17 protein-coding genes and 1 pseudogene are annotated in these 20,197 nt (G+C 64.7%); 17 read left to right on the top strand and 1 reads right to left on the bottom strand.

The window, feature by feature from the left end; translation table 11 throughout:
* Positions 1-22: 22 nt before the first annotated feature.
* From pyrC to CT3_RS18285, 6 genes are all read left to right on the top strand, one after another.
* The gene (pyrC, locus tag CT3_RS18310) at positions 23-1,075 is read left to right on the top strand and encodes a dihydroorotase (RefSeq protein ID WP_066540902.1); all 1,053 of its coding nucleotides are present in this window, start codon (positions 23-25) and stop codon (positions 1,073-1,075) included.
* A gap of 234 nt (positions 1,076-1,309) precedes the next feature.
* Positions 1,310-2,290, top strand: a complete 981-nt coding sequence (locus tag CT3_RS18305) for an NYN domain-containing protein (RefSeq protein WP_066540901.1) — start codon at positions 1,310-1,312, stop codon at positions 2,288-2,290.
* A 23-nt stretch (positions 2,291-2,313) separates the two neighbouring features.
* The gene (locus CT3_RS18300) at positions 2,314-3,189 is read left to right on the top strand and encodes a DUF3025 domain-containing protein (protein WP_083520598.1); all 876 of its coding nucleotides are present in this window, start codon (positions 2,314-2,316) and stop codon (positions 3,187-3,189) included.
* A gap of 75 nt (positions 3,190-3,264) precedes the next feature.
* Complete coding sequence (gene htpX / locus CT3_RS18295) at positions 3,265-4,140, top strand: protease HtpX (protein WP_066540899.1); 876 nt, start codon at positions 3,265-3,267, stop codon at positions 4,138-4,140.
* Between the two features lie 107 nt (positions 4,141-4,247).
* Positions 4,248-5,027 carry a YXWGXW repeat-containing protein gene (locus CT3_RS21615; protein ID WP_083520597.1) on the top strand — a complete coding sequence of 260 codons (780 nt, stop codon included), beginning with the start codon at positions 4,248-4,250 and terminating at the stop codon, positions 5,025-5,027.
* Positions 5,028-5,086: 59 nt separating this feature from the next.
* Entirely contained in the window at positions 5,087-5,395 is a 309-nt protein-coding gene (locus tag CT3_RS18285) for a YXWGXW repeat-containing protein (protein WP_066541512.1), read from the top strand.
* Between the two features lie 72 nt (positions 5,396-5,467).
* Here the strand turns inward: CT3_RS18285 and CT3_RS18280 are convergent, their stop codons facing one another.
* Positions 5,468-6,373, bottom strand: coding sequence for a LysR family transcriptional regulator (locus CT3_RS18280; RefSeq protein ID WP_066541511.1), 906 nt, complete (start codon positions 6,371-6,373; stop codon positions 5,468-5,470).
* 218 nt (positions 6,374-6,591) lie between these two features.
* On the opposite strand from CT3_RS18280, the gene CT3_RS18275 reads away from it, so the two are divergent.
* From CT3_RS18275 to CT3_RS18225, 11 genes and pseudogenes are all read left to right on the top strand, one after another.
* Positions 6,592-8,709, top strand: coding sequence for a 3-hydroxyacyl-CoA dehydrogenase NAD-binding domain-containing protein (locus CT3_RS18275; protein ID WP_066540898.1), 2,118 nt, complete (start codon positions 6,592-6,594; stop codon positions 8,707-8,709).
* A gap of 257 nt (positions 8,710-8,966) precedes the next feature.
* Positions 8,967-10,145, top strand: a complete 1,179-nt coding sequence (locus tag CT3_RS18270; RefSeq protein ID WP_066540896.1) for an acetyl-CoA C-acyltransferase — start codon at positions 8,967-8,969, stop codon at positions 10,143-10,145.
* A gap of 23 nt (positions 10,146-10,168) precedes the next feature.
* On the top strand, positions 10,169-11,365 hold the full coding sequence (locus CT3_RS18265; protein ID WP_066540894.1) for an acyl-CoA dehydrogenase family protein: 1,197 nt from the start codon (positions 10,169-10,171) through the stop codon (positions 11,363-11,365).
* Positions 11,366-11,399: 34 nt separating this feature from the next.
* Positions 11,400-12,536, top strand: a complete 1,137-nt coding sequence (locus CT3_RS18260) for an acyl-CoA dehydrogenase family protein (RefSeq protein WP_066540892.1) — start codon at positions 11,400-11,402, stop codon at positions 12,534-12,536.
* Positions 12,537-12,642: 106 nt separating this feature from the next.
* The gene (locus CT3_RS18255; protein WP_066540887.1) at positions 12,643-13,443 is read left to right on the top strand and encodes an oxepin-CoA hydrolase, alternative type; all 801 of its coding nucleotides are present in this window, start codon (positions 12,643-12,645) and stop codon (positions 13,441-13,443) included.
* Between the two features lie 28 nt (positions 13,444-13,471).
* Positions 13,472-14,716 carry a CaiB/BaiF CoA transferase family protein gene (locus CT3_RS18250; RefSeq protein ID WP_370510782.1) on the top strand — a complete coding sequence of 415 codons (1,245 nt, stop codon included), beginning with the start codon at positions 13,472-13,474 and terminating at the stop codon, positions 14,714-14,716.
* 111 nt (positions 14,717-14,827) lie between these two features.
* Complete coding sequence (locus CT3_RS18245) at positions 14,828-15,829, top strand: Bug family tripartite tricarboxylate transporter substrate binding protein (protein WP_066540886.1); 1,002 nt, start codon at positions 14,828-14,830, stop codon at positions 15,827-15,829.
* A 179-nt stretch (positions 15,830-16,008) separates the two neighbouring features.
* Positions 16,009-16,758, top strand: a complete 750-nt coding sequence (locus tag CT3_RS18240) for an electron transfer flavoprotein subunit beta/FixA family protein (protein ID WP_098066232.1) — start codon at positions 16,009-16,011, stop codon at positions 16,756-16,758.
* 27 nt (positions 16,759-16,785) lie between these two features.
* Entirely contained in the window at positions 16,786-17,718 is a 933-nt protein-coding gene (locus tag CT3_RS18235) for an electron transfer flavoprotein subunit alpha/FixB family protein (RefSeq protein WP_098066274.1), read from the top strand.
* Between the two features lie 685 nt (positions 17,719-18,403).
* Complete coding sequence (locus CT3_RS18230) at positions 18,404-19,876, top strand: TolC family outer membrane protein (RefSeq protein WP_066541988.1); 1,473 nt, start codon at positions 18,404-18,406, stop codon at positions 19,874-19,876.
* Between the two features lie 58 nt (positions 19,877-19,934).
* A pseudogene (locus tag CT3_RS18225) lies at positions 19,935-20,178 on the top strand (hypothetical protein).
* Positions 20,179-20,197: the final 19 nt, after the last annotated feature.

Raw genomic sequence — 20,197 nt, 5'->3', positions numbered from 1 at the left:
GGTAATGGGACAATAGGGCCCCATGACCGCCCCACTCGACACCCTCACCATCACCCGTCCCGACGACTGGCACCTGCATGTGCGCGACGGGGAAGCCATGCGCGCCGTGGTGCCGCACAGCGCCGCCCAGATGGGTCGCGCCATCATCATGCCCAACCTGAAGCCGCCGGTGACCACGGCGCAGATGGCGGCCGATTACCGCGAGCGCATCCTGTCCGTCCTGCCCGCCGGCAGCGCTTTCCAGCCGCTGATGACGCTGTACCTGACCGACAAGCTCTCGCCCGCCGACATCGTGGCCGCGAAGGCCGCCGGCGTGGTGGCCTGCAAGCTGTACCCGGCAGGTGCGACGACCAACAGCGACCATGGCGTGACCGATATCCGCAAGATCTATCCCACGCTGCAGGCCATGCAGCGCGAAGGCCTGATCCTGCTGGTGCACGGCGAGGTGACCGATCCCGCGATCGACCTGTTCGACCGCGAAGCCGCCTTCATCGACCAGCAACTGATTCCGCTGCGCCGTGATTTCCCTGAGTTGAAGATTGTGATGGAGCATGTCACCACGCTGGAAGCCGCCGAGTATGTGGCGGCTTCCGACCGGTTCCTGGCCGCCACCATCACTCCCCAGCATCTGCTGTTCAACCGCAATGCCATCTTCATGGGCGGCATCCGCCCGCACTACTACTGCCTGCCGGTGCTGAAGCGCGAAACCCACCGCCTGGCCCTGGTCAAGGCGGCCACCAGCGGCAGCCCCAAGTTCTTCCTGGGCACGGACAGCGCGCCGCACGCGGCCCACCTGAAAGAGCACGCCACCGGCTGCGCGGGTTGCTACAGCGCACATGCGGCCGTCGAGATGTATGCAGAGGCGTTTGACAACGCCGGCGCGCTGGACAAGCTGGAAGGCTTTGCCAGCTTCCATGGCGCCGACTTCTACGGTCTGCCGCGCAACACCGGCACGCTGACGCTGCGCCGCGAAAGCTGGACCCCGCCGGACAGCTTTGCCTACGGTGAGGCGCAGCTCAAGCCGCTGCGTGCCGGCGACGCACTGCCGTGGCGCGTGGTGTCCACGCAAGACTGAGCGGCATGGCGCCGCCTGCTGCCGGGCTGGATCCGGCGGTGGGGTCGAATGGCTGGGGGCTGGTGCACGGGCGGCAAAGGCCTGACGGCCAGCACCCTCACACCCAGTGGCCGGCCCCGCTTGCGAAGGTGTCCGTGGTGCCTGCTAGGCTGCACGGCCCTGGGCTGGCTGGGTTTCGCCGAGACGGGGGCTCGTGTAGGCTGTGGGCAGATTCCTGAAGGAGAGCCTGCAGCCATGGCAGAAACCCAGTTGCGCATCGCCCTGTTGATCGACGCCGACAACGCGCCGGCCGAGATGATCGACGAGATCCTGAACGAGCTGTCCACCCTGGGGGTGATCAACATCCGCCGTGCCTACGGCAACTGGACCAAGGCCGGGCTCAAGAGCTGGGAATCCAAGCTGCTGGAATTTGCGCTGCGTCCCATGCAGCAGTACGACTATTCCAAGCGCAAGAACGCCACCGACATGGCCATGACGGTGGATGCCATGGAGCTGCTGTACACCGAGAAGCCGGATGCGTTCGGCATCGTCTCCTCGGACGCCGACTTCACCCCGCTGGTCATGCACCTGCGTGCCAAGGGGGCGGCCGTCTATGGCTTTGGCATGGCCCAGACACCCAAGCCCTTCGTCAACGCCTGCTCGCGCTTTCTGTATCTGGAGGCGCTGGGCAGCCTGTCGGGCAAGGATGCGGAAACCCAGATCGAAGGCGAGGGTGGGACCGGCAGCAGCACGGTGGAGCCGCGGCCCGCGCCGCCACGCACCGAGGCGGCGGCAGCTGGCGGGAAGCCGGCGGAGCGGGCGATCTCTGTGCCTGCTCCGGCGCCGCCACCGGCCCCGGCGGCCCATGCCGGTCCCCCGGTGGCGGTGGTGGCCCCTGCCAGGCTGCCCCAGCAAGGGCTGCGTGTGCCGGGCGGTGAACTGCGCCAGGACCACCGACTGATGCACCTGCTGCGCGATGCCGTGCAGGCCATGCAGGACGAAGAGGGCTGGGCCTCGGTGGGTGCACTGGGCACGCAGATTGCCAACAAGGCCTCGTTCGATGCCCGCAACTATGGCTATGCCACCTTGTCCAAGCTGCTGGCTGCCACCCAGGCCTTCGAGATGCGCGACGAAGGCACCTCGCGCGTGGCGGTGCGCGGCAAATGGGCGCACAAGGCGAATGCTGGCAACGGCAACGGCAACGGCAACGGCTACCACCGCACCGTCGGCAACTGAGCCGTGGCCTGACAATCGGGGCCATGTCTGCCGCTTTTTCCGCCTGCCCACCCGGCCCGTCGCTTGTCTTGCACCCGGACTGGTGCGCCATCGACTGGTCCCGCCCCTGGCTGGAGAGCCTGCGTGCCGTGGGCGCGCCTTTGGCGCAGCAACTGGGCCAAGGGCTGCCGGTGCATGCCGTGCTCAACAGCGCGGTGCCTCCTGCGCTGCAGGCCATCGGCCTGCGCTTTGTGCCCCAGGCCGATCTGCCCGCGGGCATGGCCTATGAAGCCTTCATCCATGCGCAGCGCTGCGTGCCCACGCGGGACAACCTGCACGATTTTTTCAACGGACTGGTGTGGCTGCACTGGCCCCAGCTCAAGCTGCAGATGAACCGGCTGCAGGCGGCTGAAATTGCCAGCGCGGGCGTGGGAGCGCGGCGTGGGCCGTTGCGCGATGCACTCACGGTGCTGGACGAGAACGGTGCCGTCTGGTGGGCGCCGCAGCCGCTGATCGATGCGCTGCATGCCCGCGACTGGCAGCGCCTGATGGTGGCGCTGCGCCCGTTGTGGGTGCACAGTCGCCTGCTGCCTGTGGGCCATGCACTGCTGGAGAAGCTGGCGGCACCGCGCAAGCCCATCACCGCCCACCTGCTGTGCCTGCCGACAGACGGTACGCAGGCGCTGCCCGGCTGCGCCGACATGCCTGCTCTGTGCGATGCTGCGCTGGCCCGCCAGCCCCTGCTGCAGGCCGCCGCCTTGGCGGCCAAGCCATTTGCCCCGCTGCCGGTGCTGGGGGTGCCGGGGTGGTGGCCGGAAAATACGAACTTTTCCTTCTATGATGACTCCCTCGTATTTCGCGGCCAGCGTCCCAGCAATACCACGATAACTTTGGGGCCTGCAGAGGTGACAACCGCTTGAAATTGCAGGGTCCGGCCCCATTTCACCTGCTGTAGGGCTTTGTCCTGTTTTCCCCCGCGTGGAGCAACAACCCCCATGAAACGTATTGCACTTTTTCTTCTGACCAACATCGCCGTCGTGGCGGTGCTCGGCATCACGGCCAGCCTGCTGGGCGTGAACCGCTTTCTGACCGCCAATGGCCTGAACCTGGGCGCCCTGCTGGGCTTTGCCTTCATCATGGGTTTTGGCGGCGCCATCATCTCGCTGCTGATCTCCAAGCCCGTGGCCAAGTGGAGCTCGGGCGTGCACGTGATCGACCAGCCCCGCAACGCCGATGAAGCCTGGATCGTGCAGACGGTGCAGAACTTTGCACAGAAGGCCGGCATCGGCATGCCCGAAGTCGGCATCTACGAAGGCGAGCCCAATGCCTTCGCCACCGGTGCCTTCAAGAACAACGCGCTGGTGGCGGTGTCCACCGGTCTGCTGCAAGGCATGACGCGCGAAGAGGTGGAGGCCGTGATCGGCCACGAAGTGGCCCACATTGCCAACGGCGACATGGTGACCATGACGCTGATCCAGGGGGTGATGAACACCTTTGTGGTCTTCCTCTCGCGCGTGATCGGCTATGGCGTGGACAGCTTTCTGCGCAAGGGCGAATCGAGCAGCTCCGGCCCCGGCATCGGCTACTACGTGACCACCATCGTGATGGACATCCTGCTGGGCTTTGTGGCAGCCATCATCGTGGCCTGGTTCTCGCGCCAGCGTGAATTCCGTGCCGACGCCGGTGCCGCCCAGCTGATGGGCCGCAAGCAGCCCATGGTCAACGCCCTGGCCCGCCTGGGCGGCATGGTGCCCGGCGAGCTGCCCAAGAGCATCCAGGCCATGGGGATCACCGGCAATATCGGCAAGCTGTTCTCCAGCCACCCGCCGATTGAAGAGCGCATTGCTGCGCTGCAAAACAGCGCCCAGTAAGCCGCTCGCTGCTTGCGGGCGGGCGCCGCCTGAACAGGCGGGCAGCAACAATTCGAGCGAGGTCTTTACCCTCGCTTTACGCCCCAGATGACAACCCCGGTCAGCATATGACCGGGGTTGTTCGTTATAGGTGTATCTACTGGAGCCACTGTATGACTCAGACCGTTGTTTCCCCTGCTGCTGGCCCTGTCCGCCATGCGGCACGGCCCGCAGGCCGGGTGCTGGCGGTTTTGGTGGCTGCCGTCGGCGCTGCCGCACTGACTGGCTGTGTGGTACCGCCAGTGGACAGTGGGTACAGCAGCGCGGGCTATTACGACTCCAGCACCGTGGTCTACACCCAGTACGGCTCGCCCCCGCCACCCCGTGTGGAATACCGCACGGTGTCGCCGTACCCGGACTATGTCTGGGTGAGTGGGGACTGGTTCTGGGGAGGCAGTCGCTACGACTGGCGCCCGGGGCGCTGGGAGCCGCCGCACCGCGCACCGCTGTGGCGGGAGCCGGCACGGCCGGGCTGGGGCGTTCCACCCCCACCGCGCCCGAGTTTCCAGCCCCCGCCGCCGCCTCCTCCGCGGCCGGAACGACCGGGATGGGGCGTGCCGTCGCCATCGCGGCCGGGTTTTCAGCCACCGCCGCGTCCGCCGGAGCGGCCGCAGATTCAACCGCCTCGTCCGGGGCCTGGAGCGGGCCCGGCTCCGGGGCCGCGACCGGAATGGGGAGGGCGCCCCGATCGCCCGCGTCCAGAACAACCGGCTCCGCCCCCAGGTGCGCGCCCACAGCCGCCCCAGGCGGCGTCACCTGCACCAGGACCCCGGCCGGGACCGGGCGGGCGCACGGACAGGGAGCGTTCTGAAAATCGCCGCCATGGACCGGACCGCGACCGGGATTGAGTCCCGCTGCCGAGAGTTTCCGCCTGCAGCCCTGCAGGCACTGTATGGAAGGAGTGGCCATGACCACCTTGTTGAATCACACCCTGCGCCGTTCGCTGGGAGCGGCATTGCTGGGCAGCGTCGCGTTGCTGGGCGGCTGCGTGGTGGCGCCGGTGGATGCCGGTTACGGCTACACCACCTATGGCTCGCCGCCACCGGCACGCTATGAGGTGGTGCCGGTGGCACCCAGTGCCGCCTATGTCTGGACGCCGGGGATCTGGCTGTGGGGCGGATCGCGCTATGACTGGCGGCCCGGTTACTGGGGCCCTCGCGGTCATGGCTGGGGGCCGGGGCCGCGTGGCTACGGCCGTGGCTACGGTCGCCATTGACCCTCACCCTCCTTCTGCGGAGGCCAAAAAGGAGTGCCGAAGGCGCTCCTTTTTTTCATGCTGTTTGGTGCTTCAGCTGGCGCTGGTGTCGCCCCGGCTGCGGGCCTTTTCCAGCAGGAAATCGATGCAGGTGCGCACCGCCCGGGTCTGGTGGCGGTTGGGCAGGTACAGCAGATACAGGTGGGTGCCGAAGATGCTCAGCCGGTATTCCTGCAGCGTGGTCAACACCTCGCCGCTGGCCACGGCATCCTGCACCACATAGTCGGGCACCAGGCCCACGCCCAGTCCGGCCAGAATGCCCTGGCGCAGAAACGGAAAGTGCTCGGAAATCAGTGTGGGCTCCAGCACCACTTCCTGGCGCTCCAGCCCCTGATAGGCCGACAGGCGCAACTGGCGGCCCATCACCCCGGCGGTGATCAGTGGCGCATTGCGCAGCTCCAGCAAGGTCTGTGGCAGGCCGTGCTGGGCGGCATAGTCCAGCGATGCACAGGCCACATAGCGCACATTGCCCAGGCTGCGTGCCACCACCGACAGCGGGGGATCCTGGATCACGCGGATGGCGATGTCCACCTCATCGCGCAGGTTGTCGGCCCGGTTTTCGAACAGCACGTCCAGCACGATGCCGGGATACAGGCGCTTGAATTCGATCAGCCAGTCGCTCATGACGATCTGCCCGTAGCCGCTGGGCACGCTGATGCCCACGCGCCCCTGCAGTTCCTCGCCCAGGCTGGTGATGGTTTCCTGGGCCGCGGCCAGTTCGTTGCGGATGTTGCGGCCATGCTCGTACAGGCGCAGACCCACTTCGGTGGGCTCCACCCGCCGCGTGGTGCGTTTGACCAGCTGCACGCCCAGGCCTTTTTCCAGCTGGGTCAGGTGGTAGCTGACGTTGGCGCGGGTCATCTTCAGCTTGCGGGCAGCCTGGCTCAGGTTGCCGCTGTCGATGATCTCCACCAGCAGGGTCAGGGCATTGAGGTCCATGGAGGTGTGGTGTGCGGTCGGGGCTATGCGTTGCGGGGCATCCCCGGCTGTGCCCAGGTATACGCAGGTCTGGCCCGCGCCGGCGCAGGACGGCATTGCTCAAGGATGATTGTCAAATAACTTTTGACGGTCTGTCAATAATTCAGGGGATTGTAAAGAAGCTTTGTCGCGGAAAGAATGCCGGCTCCTGTTATCGAAAAATATTGGAGACCTGTGCCATGAACGCTGAAGTCCTCATCCCCGCCGTCCAGACCCGCCGCGAAGGTGCGGTGCTGGTGGTCAGCATCCACAATCCTCCTGTCAATGCCCTGGGCCAGGCCGTGCGCGCCGGTCTGCTGGCGGCGGTGGAACAGGCGGATGCCGATGCCGCCGTGCAGGCGGTGCTGATCGTGGGTGAAGGCAAGGCCTTCATCGCCGGCGCGGATATCCGTGAATTCGGCAAGCCGCCCGTGCCGCCGTCGCTGCCCGAGGTGTGCAACCGCATCGAAGCCTCGAACAAGATCGTGGTCGCGGCCATCCATGGCGCAGCCCTGGGCGGCGGCCTGGAAGTGGCCATGTCGGCCCACTATCGCGTGGCACTGCCCGCCGCCAAACTGGGGCTGCCTGAAGTCAGCCTGGGCCTGCTGCCCGGCGCTGGCGGCACCCAGCGCGCTCCGCGCCTGATGGGTGTGAAGGCTGCCACCGAGCTGATGCTCAGCGGCAAGCACCTGTCGGCCAAGGCCGGTCTGGCGGCCGGTCTGGTGGACAAGCTGGTCGAGGGCGAAGACCCCCAGGCGACCGGTCTGGCGTATGCCAACGAGCTGCTGGCCGCCAAGGCGGCCGTGCGCCGCACCCGCGACATCGAAATCACCGACAAGGCCATGGCCCTGGCCGACCTGCAGATGCTGGCGCTGGACACCGCCAAGAAGGCGCGTGGCCTGTTCTCGCCGCTGAAGATCATCGAATGCGTGCAGGCCGCCGTGAACCTGCCGTTTGACGAAGGTCTGGCCAAGGAACGCGCCCTGTTCACCGAATGCCTGAACAGCCCGCAGCGTGCCGGTCTGGTGCACGCTTTCTTTGCCGAGCGTGAAACCGCCAAGATCCCCGAAGCCAAGGCTGCTGCACCGCGCCACTTTGCCAAGATCGCCATCATCGGCGGCGGCACCATGGGCGCCGGCATCACCGTGTCCGCGCTGGACGCCGGTCTCACCGTGACCATGATCGAGCGCGATGCCGACTCCATCGCCCGTGGCCAGGCCAATGTGGAAAAGGTCTACAACGGCCTGATCGCCAAGGGCCGCATGACCGAAGAGGCCAAGGCTGCCATCATGGCGCGCTACACCCCTTCGACCAGCTACGATGAGATTGCCGACGTGGACCTGGTGATTGAAGCCGTGTTCGAGGACCTGGAAGTCAAGAAGGCCGTGTTCAAGGAGCTGGATCGCGTCTGCAAGCCCGGCGCCGTGCTGGCTACCAACACCTCTTACCTGGACATCGATGCCATTGCTGACGCCACCAGCCGTCCGCAAGACGTGATCGGCCTGCACTTCTTCAGCCCGGCCAACATCATGAAGCTGCTGGAGATCGTGGTGCCCGCCAAGGTGGCCCCCGATGTGGTGACCACGGCTTTCGAGCTGGCCAAGAAGATGAAGAAGGTGCCGGTGCGCGCCGGCGTCTGCGATGGCTTCATCGGCAACCGCATCCTGGCCGTGTACAAGCAGGCGGCCGACTACATCATGGAAGACGGCGCTTCGCCGTACGAGATCGACGAAGCCGTGCGCGGCTTTGGCTACCCCATGGGTCCCTTCCAGGTGACCGACCTGGCCGGTGGCGACATCGGCTGGGCCACGCGCAAGCGCCGTGCTGCCACGCGCGACCCCAAGGCCCGCTACGTGGAAGTGGCAGACCGTATCTGTGAGAACGGCTGGTTCGGTCAGAAGACCGGACGCGGCTTCTACCTGTACCCGCAAGGTGCCCGCGTGGGCCAGGCCGATCCCGAAGTGCTGGCCATTGTGGACAAGGAACGCGCCAAGAAGGGCGTGACGCCGCGCCAGTTCAGCGCCGACGAAATCATGCGCCGCTACATGGCTGCCATGGTCAATGAAGGCGCCAAGGTGGTGGAAGAGGGCATTGCCCTGCGCCCCCTGGACGTGGACGTGACCTTCCTGTCCGGCTACGGCTTCCCGCGCTTCCGCGGTGGCCCGATGAAGTACGCCGACATGGTGGGCCTGGACAAGGTGCTGGCCGACATCAACGAGTTTGCCAAGGAAGACGCGCTGTTCTGGAAGCCCGCCGCGCTGTTGCAAAAGCTGGTGGCCGAAGGCAAGAACTTCGACAGCCTGAACAAGGCCGTCTGAGCGTTACCGGGCTTGCGTCAGTGCACGCTGCCGCAAGCCCCCCGGTTTCTCCCCCCTCCAGCGGTTCGCAGAGCCGCTGGCAGTCTCCCACCGGCTGCTGCCTTGGCAGCGCCGGTGTGGAGGGCTGCGACTCCAATCTGCAAAAAACGGAGCTGCCTGGCCTTTGAAGGCAAGGATTTCAGATCAAAAGATCCGAAATTCGGGCCCCAGGGACACAGGCAGCGATTCAAACCTATAAGCACAGAGAGACAAACACCATGCGCGAAGCCGTCATCGTTTCCACTGCCCGCACTCCGTTGGCCAAGTCCCACCGTGGTGAGTTCAACGTCACCCCGGCGCCCCAGCTGGCCGCCTACTCGGTCAAGGCCGCCGTGGAGCGTGCCGGCATCGATCCCGCCATGATCGAGGACCTGATCCTGGGCTGCGGCAATCCCGAAGGCATGCAGGGCAAGAACCTGGGCCGCCAGACCGTGCTGCGCGCGGAACTGCCGCTGTCCATCGGTGGCACCACGGTCACGCGTTTCTGTGCTTCGGGCCTGCAGTCCATCGCCATTGCGGCCGGCCGCATCGTGGCCGAAGGGGTGGATGCCATGATCGCCGGCGGTGTGGAAAGCATCTCGGGTGCCCGCGCCCTGGGGACACCTGCCGACCTGGATCCCTGGCTGGTGGAGCGCAAGCCCGAGCTGTTCATGGCCATGATCGACACCGCCGATGTGGTGGCCAAGCGCTATGGCATCAGCCGCGAAGACCAGGACGCCTTCTCGCTGCTGAGCCAGCAGCGCACGGCGGCCGCGCAGGAAAAGGGCCTGTTCGCCAATGAAATCATCGCCTGCGCCGCGCGCATGGCCGAGAAGAACAAGGACACGGGCGAAGTCACCTACCGCGATGTGGTGGCGACCAAGGACAACTGCAACCGCCCCGGCACCACGCTCGAAGGCCTGGCCAAGCTGGAACCCGTGAAGGGCGCAGGCAACTTTGTGACCGCAGGCAATGCCTCGCAGCTGTCGGATGGCTCCAGCGCCTGCGTGCTCATGGAAGCCAAGCAGGCCGAGCGCCTGGGCCTGCAACCCCTGGGTGCTTTCCGCGGCATGGCCGTGGCCGGCTGCGAGCCCGATGAAATGGGCATCGGCCCGGTGTTTGCCGTGCCCAAGCTGCTGCAGCGCCATGGGCTGAAGGTGGAAGACATCGACCTGTGGGAGCTGAACGAAGCCTTTGCATCGCAGGCCCTGTATTGCCAACGCCAGCTGGGCATTCCGCTGGAACGCCTGAACGTCAATGGCGGCGCCATCTCCATCGGCCACCCGTTCGGCATGACCGGTGCCCGTCTGGCCGGCCACATCCTGCTGGAAGGCCAGCGTCGCAAGGCCAAGTACGGCGTGGTGACCATGTGCATCGCCGGCGGCATGGGCGCGGCCGGTCTTTTCGAAATTTTCTGATCTAGTTTTGCCGAGGAATCGAGATGGATCTCCAATTCACCCCCCAAGAAGAGGCGTTCCGCGCCGAAGTGCAGACCTTTCTGAAGGAAAAGCTGCCTGCCAACATCGCCAAGAAGGTCAAGGCCGGTCAACGCCTGACCAAGGAAGACCAGGCGCAATGGCATGCCATCCTGAATGAGCGCGGTTGGTATGCCAACCACTGGCCCAAGGAGCATGGCGGTCCGGGTTGGGGTGCGGTGGAAAAATTCATCTTCGATACCGAGTGCGCCCTGGCTGGCGGCCCCCGCATCGTGCCGTTCGGCGTGAACATGCTGGGGCCGGTGCTGATCAAGTACGGCAGCGAAGCGCACAAGAACTACTGGCTGCCCCGCATCCTGAGCGGGGAAGACTGGTGGTGCCAGGGCTATTCCGAACCCGGTGCGGGTTCGGACCTGGCATCGGTCAAGACCACGGCCGTGCGCGACGGTGACCACTACATCGTCAATGGCCAGAAGACCTGGACCACCCAGGGCCAGCACGCCAACATGATCTTCTGCCTGGTGCGCACCAACCGCGAAGTGAAGGCGCAGGCCGGCATCAGCTTCCTGCTGATCGACATGAACTCGCCAGGCGTGGAACTGCGCCCCATCCGCACGCTGGATGGCGACCACGAGGTCAATGAAGTCTTCTTCACCGATGTGAAGGTGCCGGTGGAAAACCTGGTGGGCGAAGAAAACAAGGGCTGGACCTACGCCAAGTACCTGCTGACCTATGAGCGCACCGGCATTGCCGGCGTGGGCTTCTGCATCTCGGCCCTGGCCAAGCTGCAGGTGATTGCCGCCAAGGTGTACAAGAACGGCAAGCCGCTGAACCTGGATCCGCTGTTCGCAGCCCGCATGGCCAAGGTCGAGATCGACCTGGAGAACATGAAGACCACCAACCTGCGCGTGATCGCTGCAGTGGCCGGGGGCGGCGTGCCGGGTGCGGAAAGCTCGATGCTGAAGATCCGCGGCACGGAAATCCGCCAGGAAATCCTGTCGCTGATCCGCCGTGCCATGGGTCCGTACGCTGTGCCTTATATCGACGCAGCCCAGTACGAAGGCTATGCCGAGGCCCCGATCGGCCCGGACGAAGCCGCCACGGCCGCTGCCAACTACTTCAACTACCGCAAGCTGTCGATCTTTGGCGGCTCCAACGAAATCCAGAAGAACATCATCTCCAAGATGATTCTGGGTCTCTGATTGCAGACAGAGAAATCAGAGAAGGAATACGGACATGAACTTCGCACACACCGAAGACCGCCGCATGCTGGCGGACACCCTGAACCGCTTTGTCTCCGAGCAGTACGGCATCGAGCACCGCAACCAGCTGGCCTATGGTGACGAAGGCCACAGCCCTGCGCTGTATGCGCAATTCGCCGAACTGGGCGCCATTGGTGCACTGTTCCCCGAGAGCGAAGGCGGCTTTGGCGGCGCTGGCTTTGACATCAGCGTGGTGTTTGAAGCCCTGGGCCGCGGCCTGGTGGCCGAGCCCCTGCTGGGCGCGCTGCTGGTCGGCCAGGCCCTGATCGCTGCCGGTACGCAGGCGCAAAAGGCCAAGCTGGAAGACATCGTTGCCGGCGGCCTGATTGCCACCCTGGCACACGAAGAGCCGGGCAGCCACTACGAGCTGAGCAATGTGGCGGCCACCGCCGCCAAGTCGGCCACGGGCTGGACGCTGAACGGCGCCAAGGCCGTGGTGGCGTTCGGCGAAAAGGCCGATCTGCTGCTGGTGTCGGCCCGCACAGCCGGCGGCCAGTTCGACACGGCTGGCATCAGCCTGTTCCTGGTGGACGGCAATGCCGCCGGCATCGCCAAGCGTGGCTACAGCCGCTTTGAAGGCGGCCGTGCGGCCGAGCTGACGTTCACCAACGTGCAGCTGGATGCCGACGCGCTGCTGGGCGCCGAAGGCCAGGGCCATGCCGTGCTGGAACGCATTCAAGGCTATGCGCTGCTGGCGCTGGCGGCCGAAGCGCTGGGCGCCATGGACGTGGCCAAGCAAAGCACGCTGGAATACCTGCAGACCCGCAAGCAGTTCGGCGTGGCGATTGGCACCTTCCAGGCACTGCAGCACCGCATGGCCGATCTGCTGCTGGAAGTGGAACAGATGCGCTCGGCAGTCATCAATGCTGCGGATGCCATCGACAACGCCGAAGGCGTGGCCCGTGAGAAAGTGCTGGCGGCAGCCAAGTACACCGCCGGCTATGTGGGCGCGCTGGTGGCCGAGGAAAGCATCCAGATGCATGGCGGCATCGGTATGACCTGGGAACTGCCGCTGGCCCACTATGCCAAGCGCCTGGTGCTGCTGGACCACCAGTTCGGCGACGAAGACCACCATCTGGAGCGCTTCATGGCGCTGAGCCAGCAGGCCTGAGGCCTGCGCTTATAAGCCGGCTTTTCCGCGCCACAGCCCTGCCGTGCACCCCCCGGTGTGCAGGCCGGGCGGTGCGCCTGCTTTCATTGCACACGGAGACAAGAACATGAGTGAACCGCTGCTGACCCGCCGTGAGGGCGAGGTACTGATCCTCTCCAACAACAACGTGGCGGCGCGCAATGCGCTGTCGCCGGAGTTTTATGCCGCGGTGGCCACCGCGCTGACGGCTGCAGCCACCGATCCCACCGTGGGTGCCGTGGTGCTGACGGGCGAGGGCGGTCATTTCTGTGCCGGCGGCGATTTGCGCCAACTGGCCAAGCGCCGTGAGCTGCCAATGGAGGAACGCCGTGCCAAGCTGGAAGGCCTGCACGACCTGATCCGCGCCGTGCGTGACTGCCCCAAGCCGGTGATCGCGGCCGTGGAAGGCGCGGCAGCCGGTGCCGGACTGTCGCTGGCGCTGGCCTGCGACATGCTGGTGGCGGCCCGCAACAGCGTGTTTTCCGTGGCCTATGTGAAGGTGGGGCTGACACCGGATGGCGGCGCCACAGCGTTCCTGGCCGAGTTCGTCTCGCGCCAGGTGCTGACCGAGCTGTGCCTGACGGGCGAGCGCATCAGCGGTGAACGCCTGGCCCAGCTGGGCCCGGTGAACCGTCTGACCGAGCCGGGTGCGGCACTGGAGCAGGCCGTGCAACTGGCCCAGCAGATTGCCTCCGGCCCCGACCAGGCCATGGCCCGCATCAAGGACCTGTGTCGCCAGGCTCCCCGGAACACGCTGGAGCAGCAGCTGGAGCTGGAAGCCCAGTACATGGTGCGCGCCCAGGAGACCGACGAATCCCGCGAAGGCATTGGCGCTTTCCTGGAAAAACGCAGCCCCGATTTTGTGAAGCTGCGCCGCCAGCAGCACTGAGCGCGCGCAGATCCAAGGAGACAGAGCAATGACAGAAAAGATGGCGCAGGCCCAGGACCAAGAGATGGATTTCCCGCTGGAAGGCGTGCGCGTGCTGGACCTTTCGCGTGTGTTTGCCGGCCCGTTGTGCGGACAGGTGCTGGCCGACTTCGGCGCGGAAGTGATCAAGGTGGAACACCCCGGTCGCGGTGACGATACGCGCGACTGGGGCATGCGCATCGGCAAGACCGAGACCACCTACTACAACAGCATGAACCGCAACAAGCGGTCCATCACCCTGGATCTGCAGACCCCGGAAGGTGTGCAACTGGTCCATGACCTGCTGCCGCAGTTTGACGTGGTGATCCACAACTTCAAGCACGGCGGCGCCGAAAAACTGGGTATCGGTTACGAACAGCTCAAGGCCATCAAGCCCGATCTGATCTACTGCAGCGTGGCCGGCTACAACAGTAGCACCCCCGAAGCCAAGCGCCCGGGCTACGACCTGGTGATCCAGGCCGAAGCCGGCCTGATGGCCATCAACGGCGAAGCGGGCACTCCGCCGCTGAAGTTCGGGGTGGCCGTGGTCGATCTGATGACCGGCATGTACGCCGCGCAGGCGGTGCTGGCAGCCCTGTTCCGCCGTGAACGCACAGGCCGTGGCCGCCAGGTGGAGCTGTCGCTCTACGACTGCGGCCTGGGTATCAACGGCTACTACGCCCTGGATGCCATGCTGCTGGGCCACGACACCCAGCGCTACGGCAATGCCCATCCGTCCATCGTGCCCTATGGCATGTTCGAGGCCGCGGACGGCCCGCTGATCATTGCGGTGGGAAACAACAGCCAGTTCGACAAGTTCTGCCGCCAGGTGGTGATGCGCCCCGACATTGTCGAGAACCCGCGTTTTGCCACCAATGTGGAGCGTGCCAAGAACCGCCTGGAACTGCTGCCCATCATGATGGCCATCATTGCCGGGTTCGAGCGCGAGGTGCTGCTGGAGCGCATGGCCGCCTGCGGCATCCCCAGCGGCCGCGTGGCCGGTCTGTACGACGCCCTGACCAGCGAACGCACGAAGCAAGCCGGAGTCTTCCAGCAAATGCCCCACCCCGTGGCGGGCCAGACCTGGGTGTTTGCGCCCCCGTACCGCCTGGACGGCCAGCGCCTGCCCATTCGCAATGCGCCCCCCACGCTGGGCGAAGGCACGCGGGAAGTGCTGCAGCAACTGCTGCAGCTGCCCGAAGCAGAACTGCAGGCCCTGCAAGCCAAGGGCGTGCTGACCCTGCCACAGGCCTGAATGAAGGCCGCCCCACGGCGGCCAGGACCGCGATTCCCGCAAGGGCCACAGCTCGATGGCCCGGGAAGCGCTTTCACTTCCCCCATACCGACTGCAGAAGGAGACAACGACATGGGTACCCCGAATTTCAACCGCCGCACCGCCTTGCAAGGCATGGCCGCCCTGGCAGGCAGCAGCTTGTTGCCCCACGCAGCCTGGGCCAAGACCGCCTATCCGAGCAAGCCTGTGCGCTTCATCGTGCCTTTCAACCCCGGTGGTGCGACCGACATCGTGGCCCGCGTGCTGGGGGAGTCCATGTCCAAGCGCATGGGCCAGCCCATCCTGGTCGAGAACAAGGGCGGCGCAGCCGGCATGCTGGGCACGGACCAGGTGGCCAAGGCGGCCGCGGACGGCTACACGCTGGCCTTGTCGCTCAGCACCTCGCTGATGATCAACCAGTTTCTCTACACCAAGATGGCCTACAACCCGCAGAAGGACCTGCTGATGCTGTCGCAGATCGCGTCGGCGCCGGTCACGCTGGTGGTGCACCCTTCGGTGCCGGCCAACAACATGAAGGAGCTGCTGGCCTGGGTCAAGGCCAACAAGGGCAAGGTGTCCTATGGTTCCTGGGGCGTGGGTTCGTACGCCCACCTGGGTGGTGCCTACATGAGCAAGACCACCGGTGCCGAGATGACCCATGTGGCCTACAAGGGCGAAGCGCCGATGATCCAGGAGCTGATTGGCGGCCAGCTCCAGCTGTGCTTCTCCAGCGCGCAGAACACCAAGGCCTTCATCGATTCCGGCCGCCTCAAGGCCATCGGCGTGACGGGCCGCCAGCGCATGACCGTGCTGCCCAACCTGCCCACGATCCACGAGCAGGGCGTGACCGATGAGGCCTACGCCATTGCCGGCTGGGTGGCCATGGCGGCACCGGCAGGCACGCCCAAGGACATCGTGGACCAGATTTATGCCCAGGTGCGGGAGTCCGCCAAGGACCCGAAGGTGCAGGAACGCATTGCCGGAGCAGGCTTTTTGCCCATGTTCAGCAGCCCGGAGGAGTTTGCCAAGGCCTATGCCCGCGAAATGCCGGTGTGGAAAAACCTGATCGAGCTGGCGGAAGCCCGCCTCGACTGAGTGGAAAAGGGCTTCGGCGAACTGTGACCGTGCATGCCATGCTGCAGTTGCAGTATTCAAGAGCGGAATTCGTACATCTGGAAGGCAGATTTCTGAATTCCTGAATTCATAGCTGTCAGTGCTTGCTGTATAAGTGCTGGCATCCATTTCAATCACTTATTTGTGGAAAGAGCAAAGCCATGAAGGTACTGGTCCCAGTCAAGCGGGTGGTGGACTACAACGTGAAGGTCCGCGTGAAGTCGGACGGCACGGGCGTGGACATCGCCAACGTCAAGATGAGCATGAACCCGTTTGACGAGATTGCGGTGGAAGAAGCCGTGCGCCTGAAGGAAAAAGGCGTGGTCACGGAAGTGATCGCGGTCTCGTGCGGCGTGGCCCAGTGCCAGGAGACGCTGCGCACGGCCATGGCCATCGGTGCCGACCGCGGCATCCTGGTGGAGACCGATGCCGAGCTGCAGCCGCTGGCGATCGCCAAGCTGCTCAAAGCCCTGGTGGACAAGGAACAACCCGGCCTGGTGATCCTGGGCAAGCAGGCCATTGACGGCGACAACAACCAGACCGGCCAGATGCTGGCGGCCCTGGCCGACCTGCCCCAGGCGACCTTCGCCTCCAAGGTCGAAGTCGTGGGCGACAAGGTCAACGTCACGCGTGAAGTGGACGGCGGCCTGGAAACCGTGGCCCTGACCACCCCGGCCATCATCACCACCGACCTGCGCCTGAACGAGCCGCGCTACGTGACGCTGCCCAACATCATGAAGGCCAAGAAAAAGCAGCTGGATGTTCTCAAGCCCGAAGAGCTGGGCGTGGACGTGGCGCCCCGCATCAAGACGCTGAAGGTGGCCGAGCCTGCCAAGCGCGGTGCCGGCGTGAAGGTGCCGGACGTGGCCGCTCTGGTGGACAAGCTCAAGAACGAAGCCAAGGTCATCTAAGACAGGCAGCACAAGGAGATCATAGAAATGACCGCACTCGTTATTGCAGAACACGACAACGCTTCGATCAAGGGCGCAACGCTGAACACCGTGACGGCCGCCAAGGCCTGCGGGGGCGATGTGCACGTGCTGGTGGCCGGTGACAACGCCGGTGCTGCGGCTGCTGCCGCGGCCCAGATCGCCGGCGTGTCCAAGGTGATCCACGCCGACGGCGCCAGCCTCAAGGACGGCCTGGCCGAAAACCTGGCCGCCCAGGTGCTGGCGATCGCCGGCAACTACAGCCACATCCTGTTCCCGGCCACAGCCTCGGGCAAGAACGTGGCCCCCCGCGTGGCCGCCAAGCTGGACGTGGGCCAGATCAGCGACATCACCAAGGTGGACAGCGCCGACACTTTCGAGCGTCCCATCTACGCCGGCAACGCCGTGGCCACCGTGCAGTCGGCCGACGCCGTGAAGGTGATCACCGTGCGCGGCACCGGCTTTGATGCAGCGGCTGCCACCGGCGGCGCTGCGGCCGTGGAAACCGTGGCCGCCGTGGCAGACTCGGGCAAGAGCAGCTTCGTGGGCCGTGAAGTGACCAAGAACGACCGCCCCGAACTGACGGCCGCCAAGATCATCGTCTCCGGTGGTCGCGCCCTGGGCTCGGCCGAGAAGTTCAACGAAGTGATGACCCCGCTGGCGGACAAGCTGGGCGCGGCCATCGGCGCTTCGCGCGCGGCAGTGGACGCGGGCTACGCCCCCAACGACCTGCAGGTGGGCCAGACCGGCAAGATCGTGGCACCGCAGCTGTACATCGCTGCTGGCATCTCGGGTGCGATCCAGCACTTGGCAGGCATGAAGGACTCCAAGGTGATCGTGGCGATCAACAAGGACCCGGAAGCACCGATCTTCTCGGTGGCCGACTACGGGCTGGAAGCCGACCTGTTCCAGGCCGTGCCGGAGATGGTTTCCACGCTGTAAGCAGCGCTGACACGCCAACAAAAAAAGGAGCCTTGGGGCTCCTTTTTTTGTGCCGGGAATCCCGAGGCCATGTTGTTTTGGCGCACAAGCGGTGAACTCTGTGCTGGCGCAAACCAGCATCGCCCGCTGTGCGCTATGTCAGCCAAAAGCCGACAGTCGAAGTGTGCATGCGCTTTCGTCGGAAAGTACCTTTTATTGATTGTCAATCTGTGTAAATCTTGTTTCCTTTGTAATAGGTGATTACTATAATTTTTTCAGGACCGATCAATTTCGCCGCGATTTTCCATTCGCATAAATGGAAGACGGTCCGTCAGGACGCAAGGTCATGCTTCAAGAATACCGGCCGGAAACCGGTAGCTCCGCCTTGCCGAGGGGGAACCTCCCACCATGGTTGTGTCACTTAAGCATGCAAGACATGCGCGGGCGACAGCGGCGGGCTCAGAGCTTGCTGTCTTCGCATTGGCTGCCGAAAGGCGGTCGTGTGCACGGGCAAGAGGCCCGGCTTCATCAGACGGTCGTCAGGGGGGTAGCGTGCGGCATCAGACCGCTTCCAGCAAACGCCACCCAGAGACTGATTCTGTTTGCGCCCAGAGCGCAGTGTCTCGTTCCGGGAGGAGCTAGTGCCCACAGGACTAGCCATCACGCAGGAGAGGGCGTGAGTACAGCAACACGAGGAGATTTGAATATGCAACGTAAACCCATCGCACAACTCATCATCACCATGGGCGCAGCCACGCTGGCCTGGGGTGCCGCGGCGCAAACCGCCAGCAACAGCAATGTGCTGCAATTGCCCAAAGCCGTGGAAAAAGCCGTGACCACGCACCCCGAGGTGCGCGCGCGCTATCAGGATTTTGTTTCTTCGCTGGAAGGTCAAAACATCGCCCGTGGCGGCTGGCGTCCCCAGGTGACGGCCCAGGGTTGGGTGGGCAAGGAGTGGCGCAGCCACATGCCTGGCCAGTCCAACTATGACTGGAACCGTCCGGGCTGGAACCTGGATCTGCGCCAGCTGATTTTTGATGGTGGCATCACCACCAACAACATCCGCCAGTGGGGCTATGAAAAGCTGTCGGGCTATTACGAACTGATGGCGACCAGCAACAACCTGGCCAACGAGGCGGTGGCCGCCTATCTGGATGTGCAGCGCTACCGCGAAATGCGCAGCATGGCGCGCGAGAACTACAGCATGCACGAAGGCACGCTGAGCCAGTTGCGCGAACGTCAGCAGTCCGGTGTGGGCCGTGGCGTCGACCTGGAGCAGGCCAATGGCCGTCTGGCATTGGCGCAGACCAATCTGATGACCGAGAGCAACAACCTCAACGATGTGACGCAGCGCTACCGCCGTGTGATCGGGGAATATCCAGTGGCCGATCTGGATCCGGTGCCGGATATCACGGCACAGCTGCCCAATGCCGGTACGACGCAGAATTTTGTCGAATCCCTGCGCGGCAACCCCAGCCTGCTGTCCAAGCAGGCGCTGGTGCAGGCCGCCCAGGCGGGTGAGAAATCGGCCAAGGGCTCGCGCGCTCCGCTGGTGGAACTGCGCGCTGGCGTGGGGCGCGACCGCACCCAGCCGGACGGCATCTACCGCGACATGCAGACCGCCAATGTGCAGGTGCTGATGACCTACAACCTGTACCGCGGCGGTGCCGATGAGGCGCGCGTGCGCCAGACGATTGCCCAGGGCTATGCGGCGCGCGATGTGGCGGATTACACCTGCCGCAACATCCAGCAGGAGCTGTCGGTGTCGTGGAACAACATCGTGCGTCTGCGCCAGCAACTGCCTTTCCTGCGTGAGCACGAGCTGTCCACCAGCAAGGTGAAAGTGGCCTATCAGCAGCAGTTCCAGATTGGCCAGCGCTCGCTGCTGGACTTGCTGGATACCGAGAACGAGCTGTTCGATGCACGCCGTTCGCTGCTCAACGCGCAGTACGACCTGAAGAAGCAGGAGTACCAGTGGCTGGCGCTGTCGAACAAGCTGCTGACCACGCTGGGTCTGGCACAGCCGCATGCAGGGGATCTGCCTGAAGAGCAGCAGTCCCTGGTGCTGCCGGATGATCTACTGCAAGCTTGCATGACTCCATTGCCTGACACTACCAATCTGGCTCCTGTCGTAGCGTATGGTGACGGGGACAAGCCCCCTGTGCTGAAAACCAAGTAGTACGGGGCAACCTTTGCAACGAAACGGGACCGGCGTGATGCCGGTCCCTGTAAGAGACATGGACCATCCACACCAGCCACCGGAAGATTCTGCGGGACGTGGCAAGCAGGCGATGAGCGATCTGGACGACGGTTTCATCCGCGTGCTGGAAGACTTGATTGATGCATTGCTGCGCAACGGGACTTTGCGCCTGACCGATCTGCCCCCCCCAGGCCCTGGAAAAATTGGAACGCCGCAAGGCTGCCCGTCAGCGCATGCGCGATACGCACAGCCTGATCAATGACGACGATGAGTTGATCTGAGATATCCATGTCGCTTCAA

The sequence above is a fragment of the Comamonas terrigena NBRC 13299 genome (assembly GCF_006740045.1).
Lineage (GTDB): Bacteria > Pseudomonadota > Gammaproteobacteria > Burkholderiales > Burkholderiaceae_C > Comamonas > Comamonas terrigena.
Note: the sequence above shows the minus strand (reverse complement) of the source record. Positions and strands in the feature narration are given on the sequence as shown.

Coding starts and splice junctions, on each gene's coding strand:
- CT3_RS18240 (WP_098066232.1), top strand. CDS start 16,009: ATGAAGGTACTGGTCCCAGTCAAGCGGGTGGTGGACTACAACGTGAAG.
- CT3_RS18270 (WP_066540896.1), top strand. CDS start 8,967: ATGCGCGAAGCCGTCATCGTTTCCACTGCCCGCACTCCGTTGGCCAAG.
- CT3_RS18265 (WP_066540894.1), top strand. CDS start 10,169: ATGGATCTCCAATTCACCCCCCAAGAAGAGGCGTTCCGCGCCGAAGTG.
- CT3_RS18285 (WP_066541512.1), top strand. CDS start 5,087: ATGACCACCTTGTTGAATCACACCCTGCGCCGTTCGCTGGGAGCGGCA.
- CT3_RS18280 (WP_066541511.1), bottom strand. CDS start 6,373: ATGGACCTCAATGCCCTGACCCTGCTGGTGGAGATCATCGACAGCGGC.
- CT3_RS18300 (WP_083520598.1), top strand. CDS start 2,314: ATGTCTGCCGCTTTTTCCGCCTGCCCACCCGGCCCGTCGCTTGTCTTG.
- CT3_RS18260 (WP_066540892.1), top strand. CDS start 11,400: ATGAACTTCGCACACACCGAAGACCGCCGCATGCTGGCGGACACCCTG.
- CT3_RS18305 (WP_066540901.1), top strand. CDS start 1,310: ATGGCAGAAACCCAGTTGCGCATCGCCCTGTTGATCGACGCCGACAAC.
- CT3_RS18245 (WP_066540886.1), top strand. CDS start 14,828: ATGGGTACCCCGAATTTCAACCGCCGCACCGCCTTGCAAGGCATGGCC.
- pyrC (WP_066540902.1), top strand. CDS start 23: ATGACCGCCCCACTCGACACCCTCACCATCACCCGTCCCGACGACTGG.
- CT3_RS18230 (WP_066541988.1), top strand. CDS start 18,404: ATGCAACGTAAACCCATCGCACAACTCATCATCACCATGGGCGCAGCC.
- CT3_RS18255 (WP_066540887.1), top strand. CDS start 12,643: ATGAGTGAACCGCTGCTGACCCGCCGTGAGGGCGAGGTACTGATCCTC.
- CT3_RS21615 (WP_083520597.1), top strand. CDS start 4,248: ATGACCGGGGTTGTTCGTTATAGGTGTATCTACTGGAGCCACTGTATG.
- CT3_RS18250 (WP_370510782.1), top strand. CDS start 13,472: ATGACAGAAAAGATGGCGCAGGCCCAGGACCAAGAGATGGATTTCCCG.
- htpX (WP_066540899.1), top strand. CDS start 3,265: ATGAAACGTATTGCACTTTTTCTTCTGACCAACATCGCCGTCGTGGCG.
- CT3_RS18235 (WP_098066274.1), top strand. CDS start 16,786: ATGACCGCACTCGTTATTGCAGAACACGACAACGCTTCGATCAAGGGC.
- CT3_RS18275 (WP_066540898.1), top strand. CDS start 6,592: ATGAACGCTGAAGTCCTCATCCCCGCCGTCCAGACCCGCCGCGAAGGT.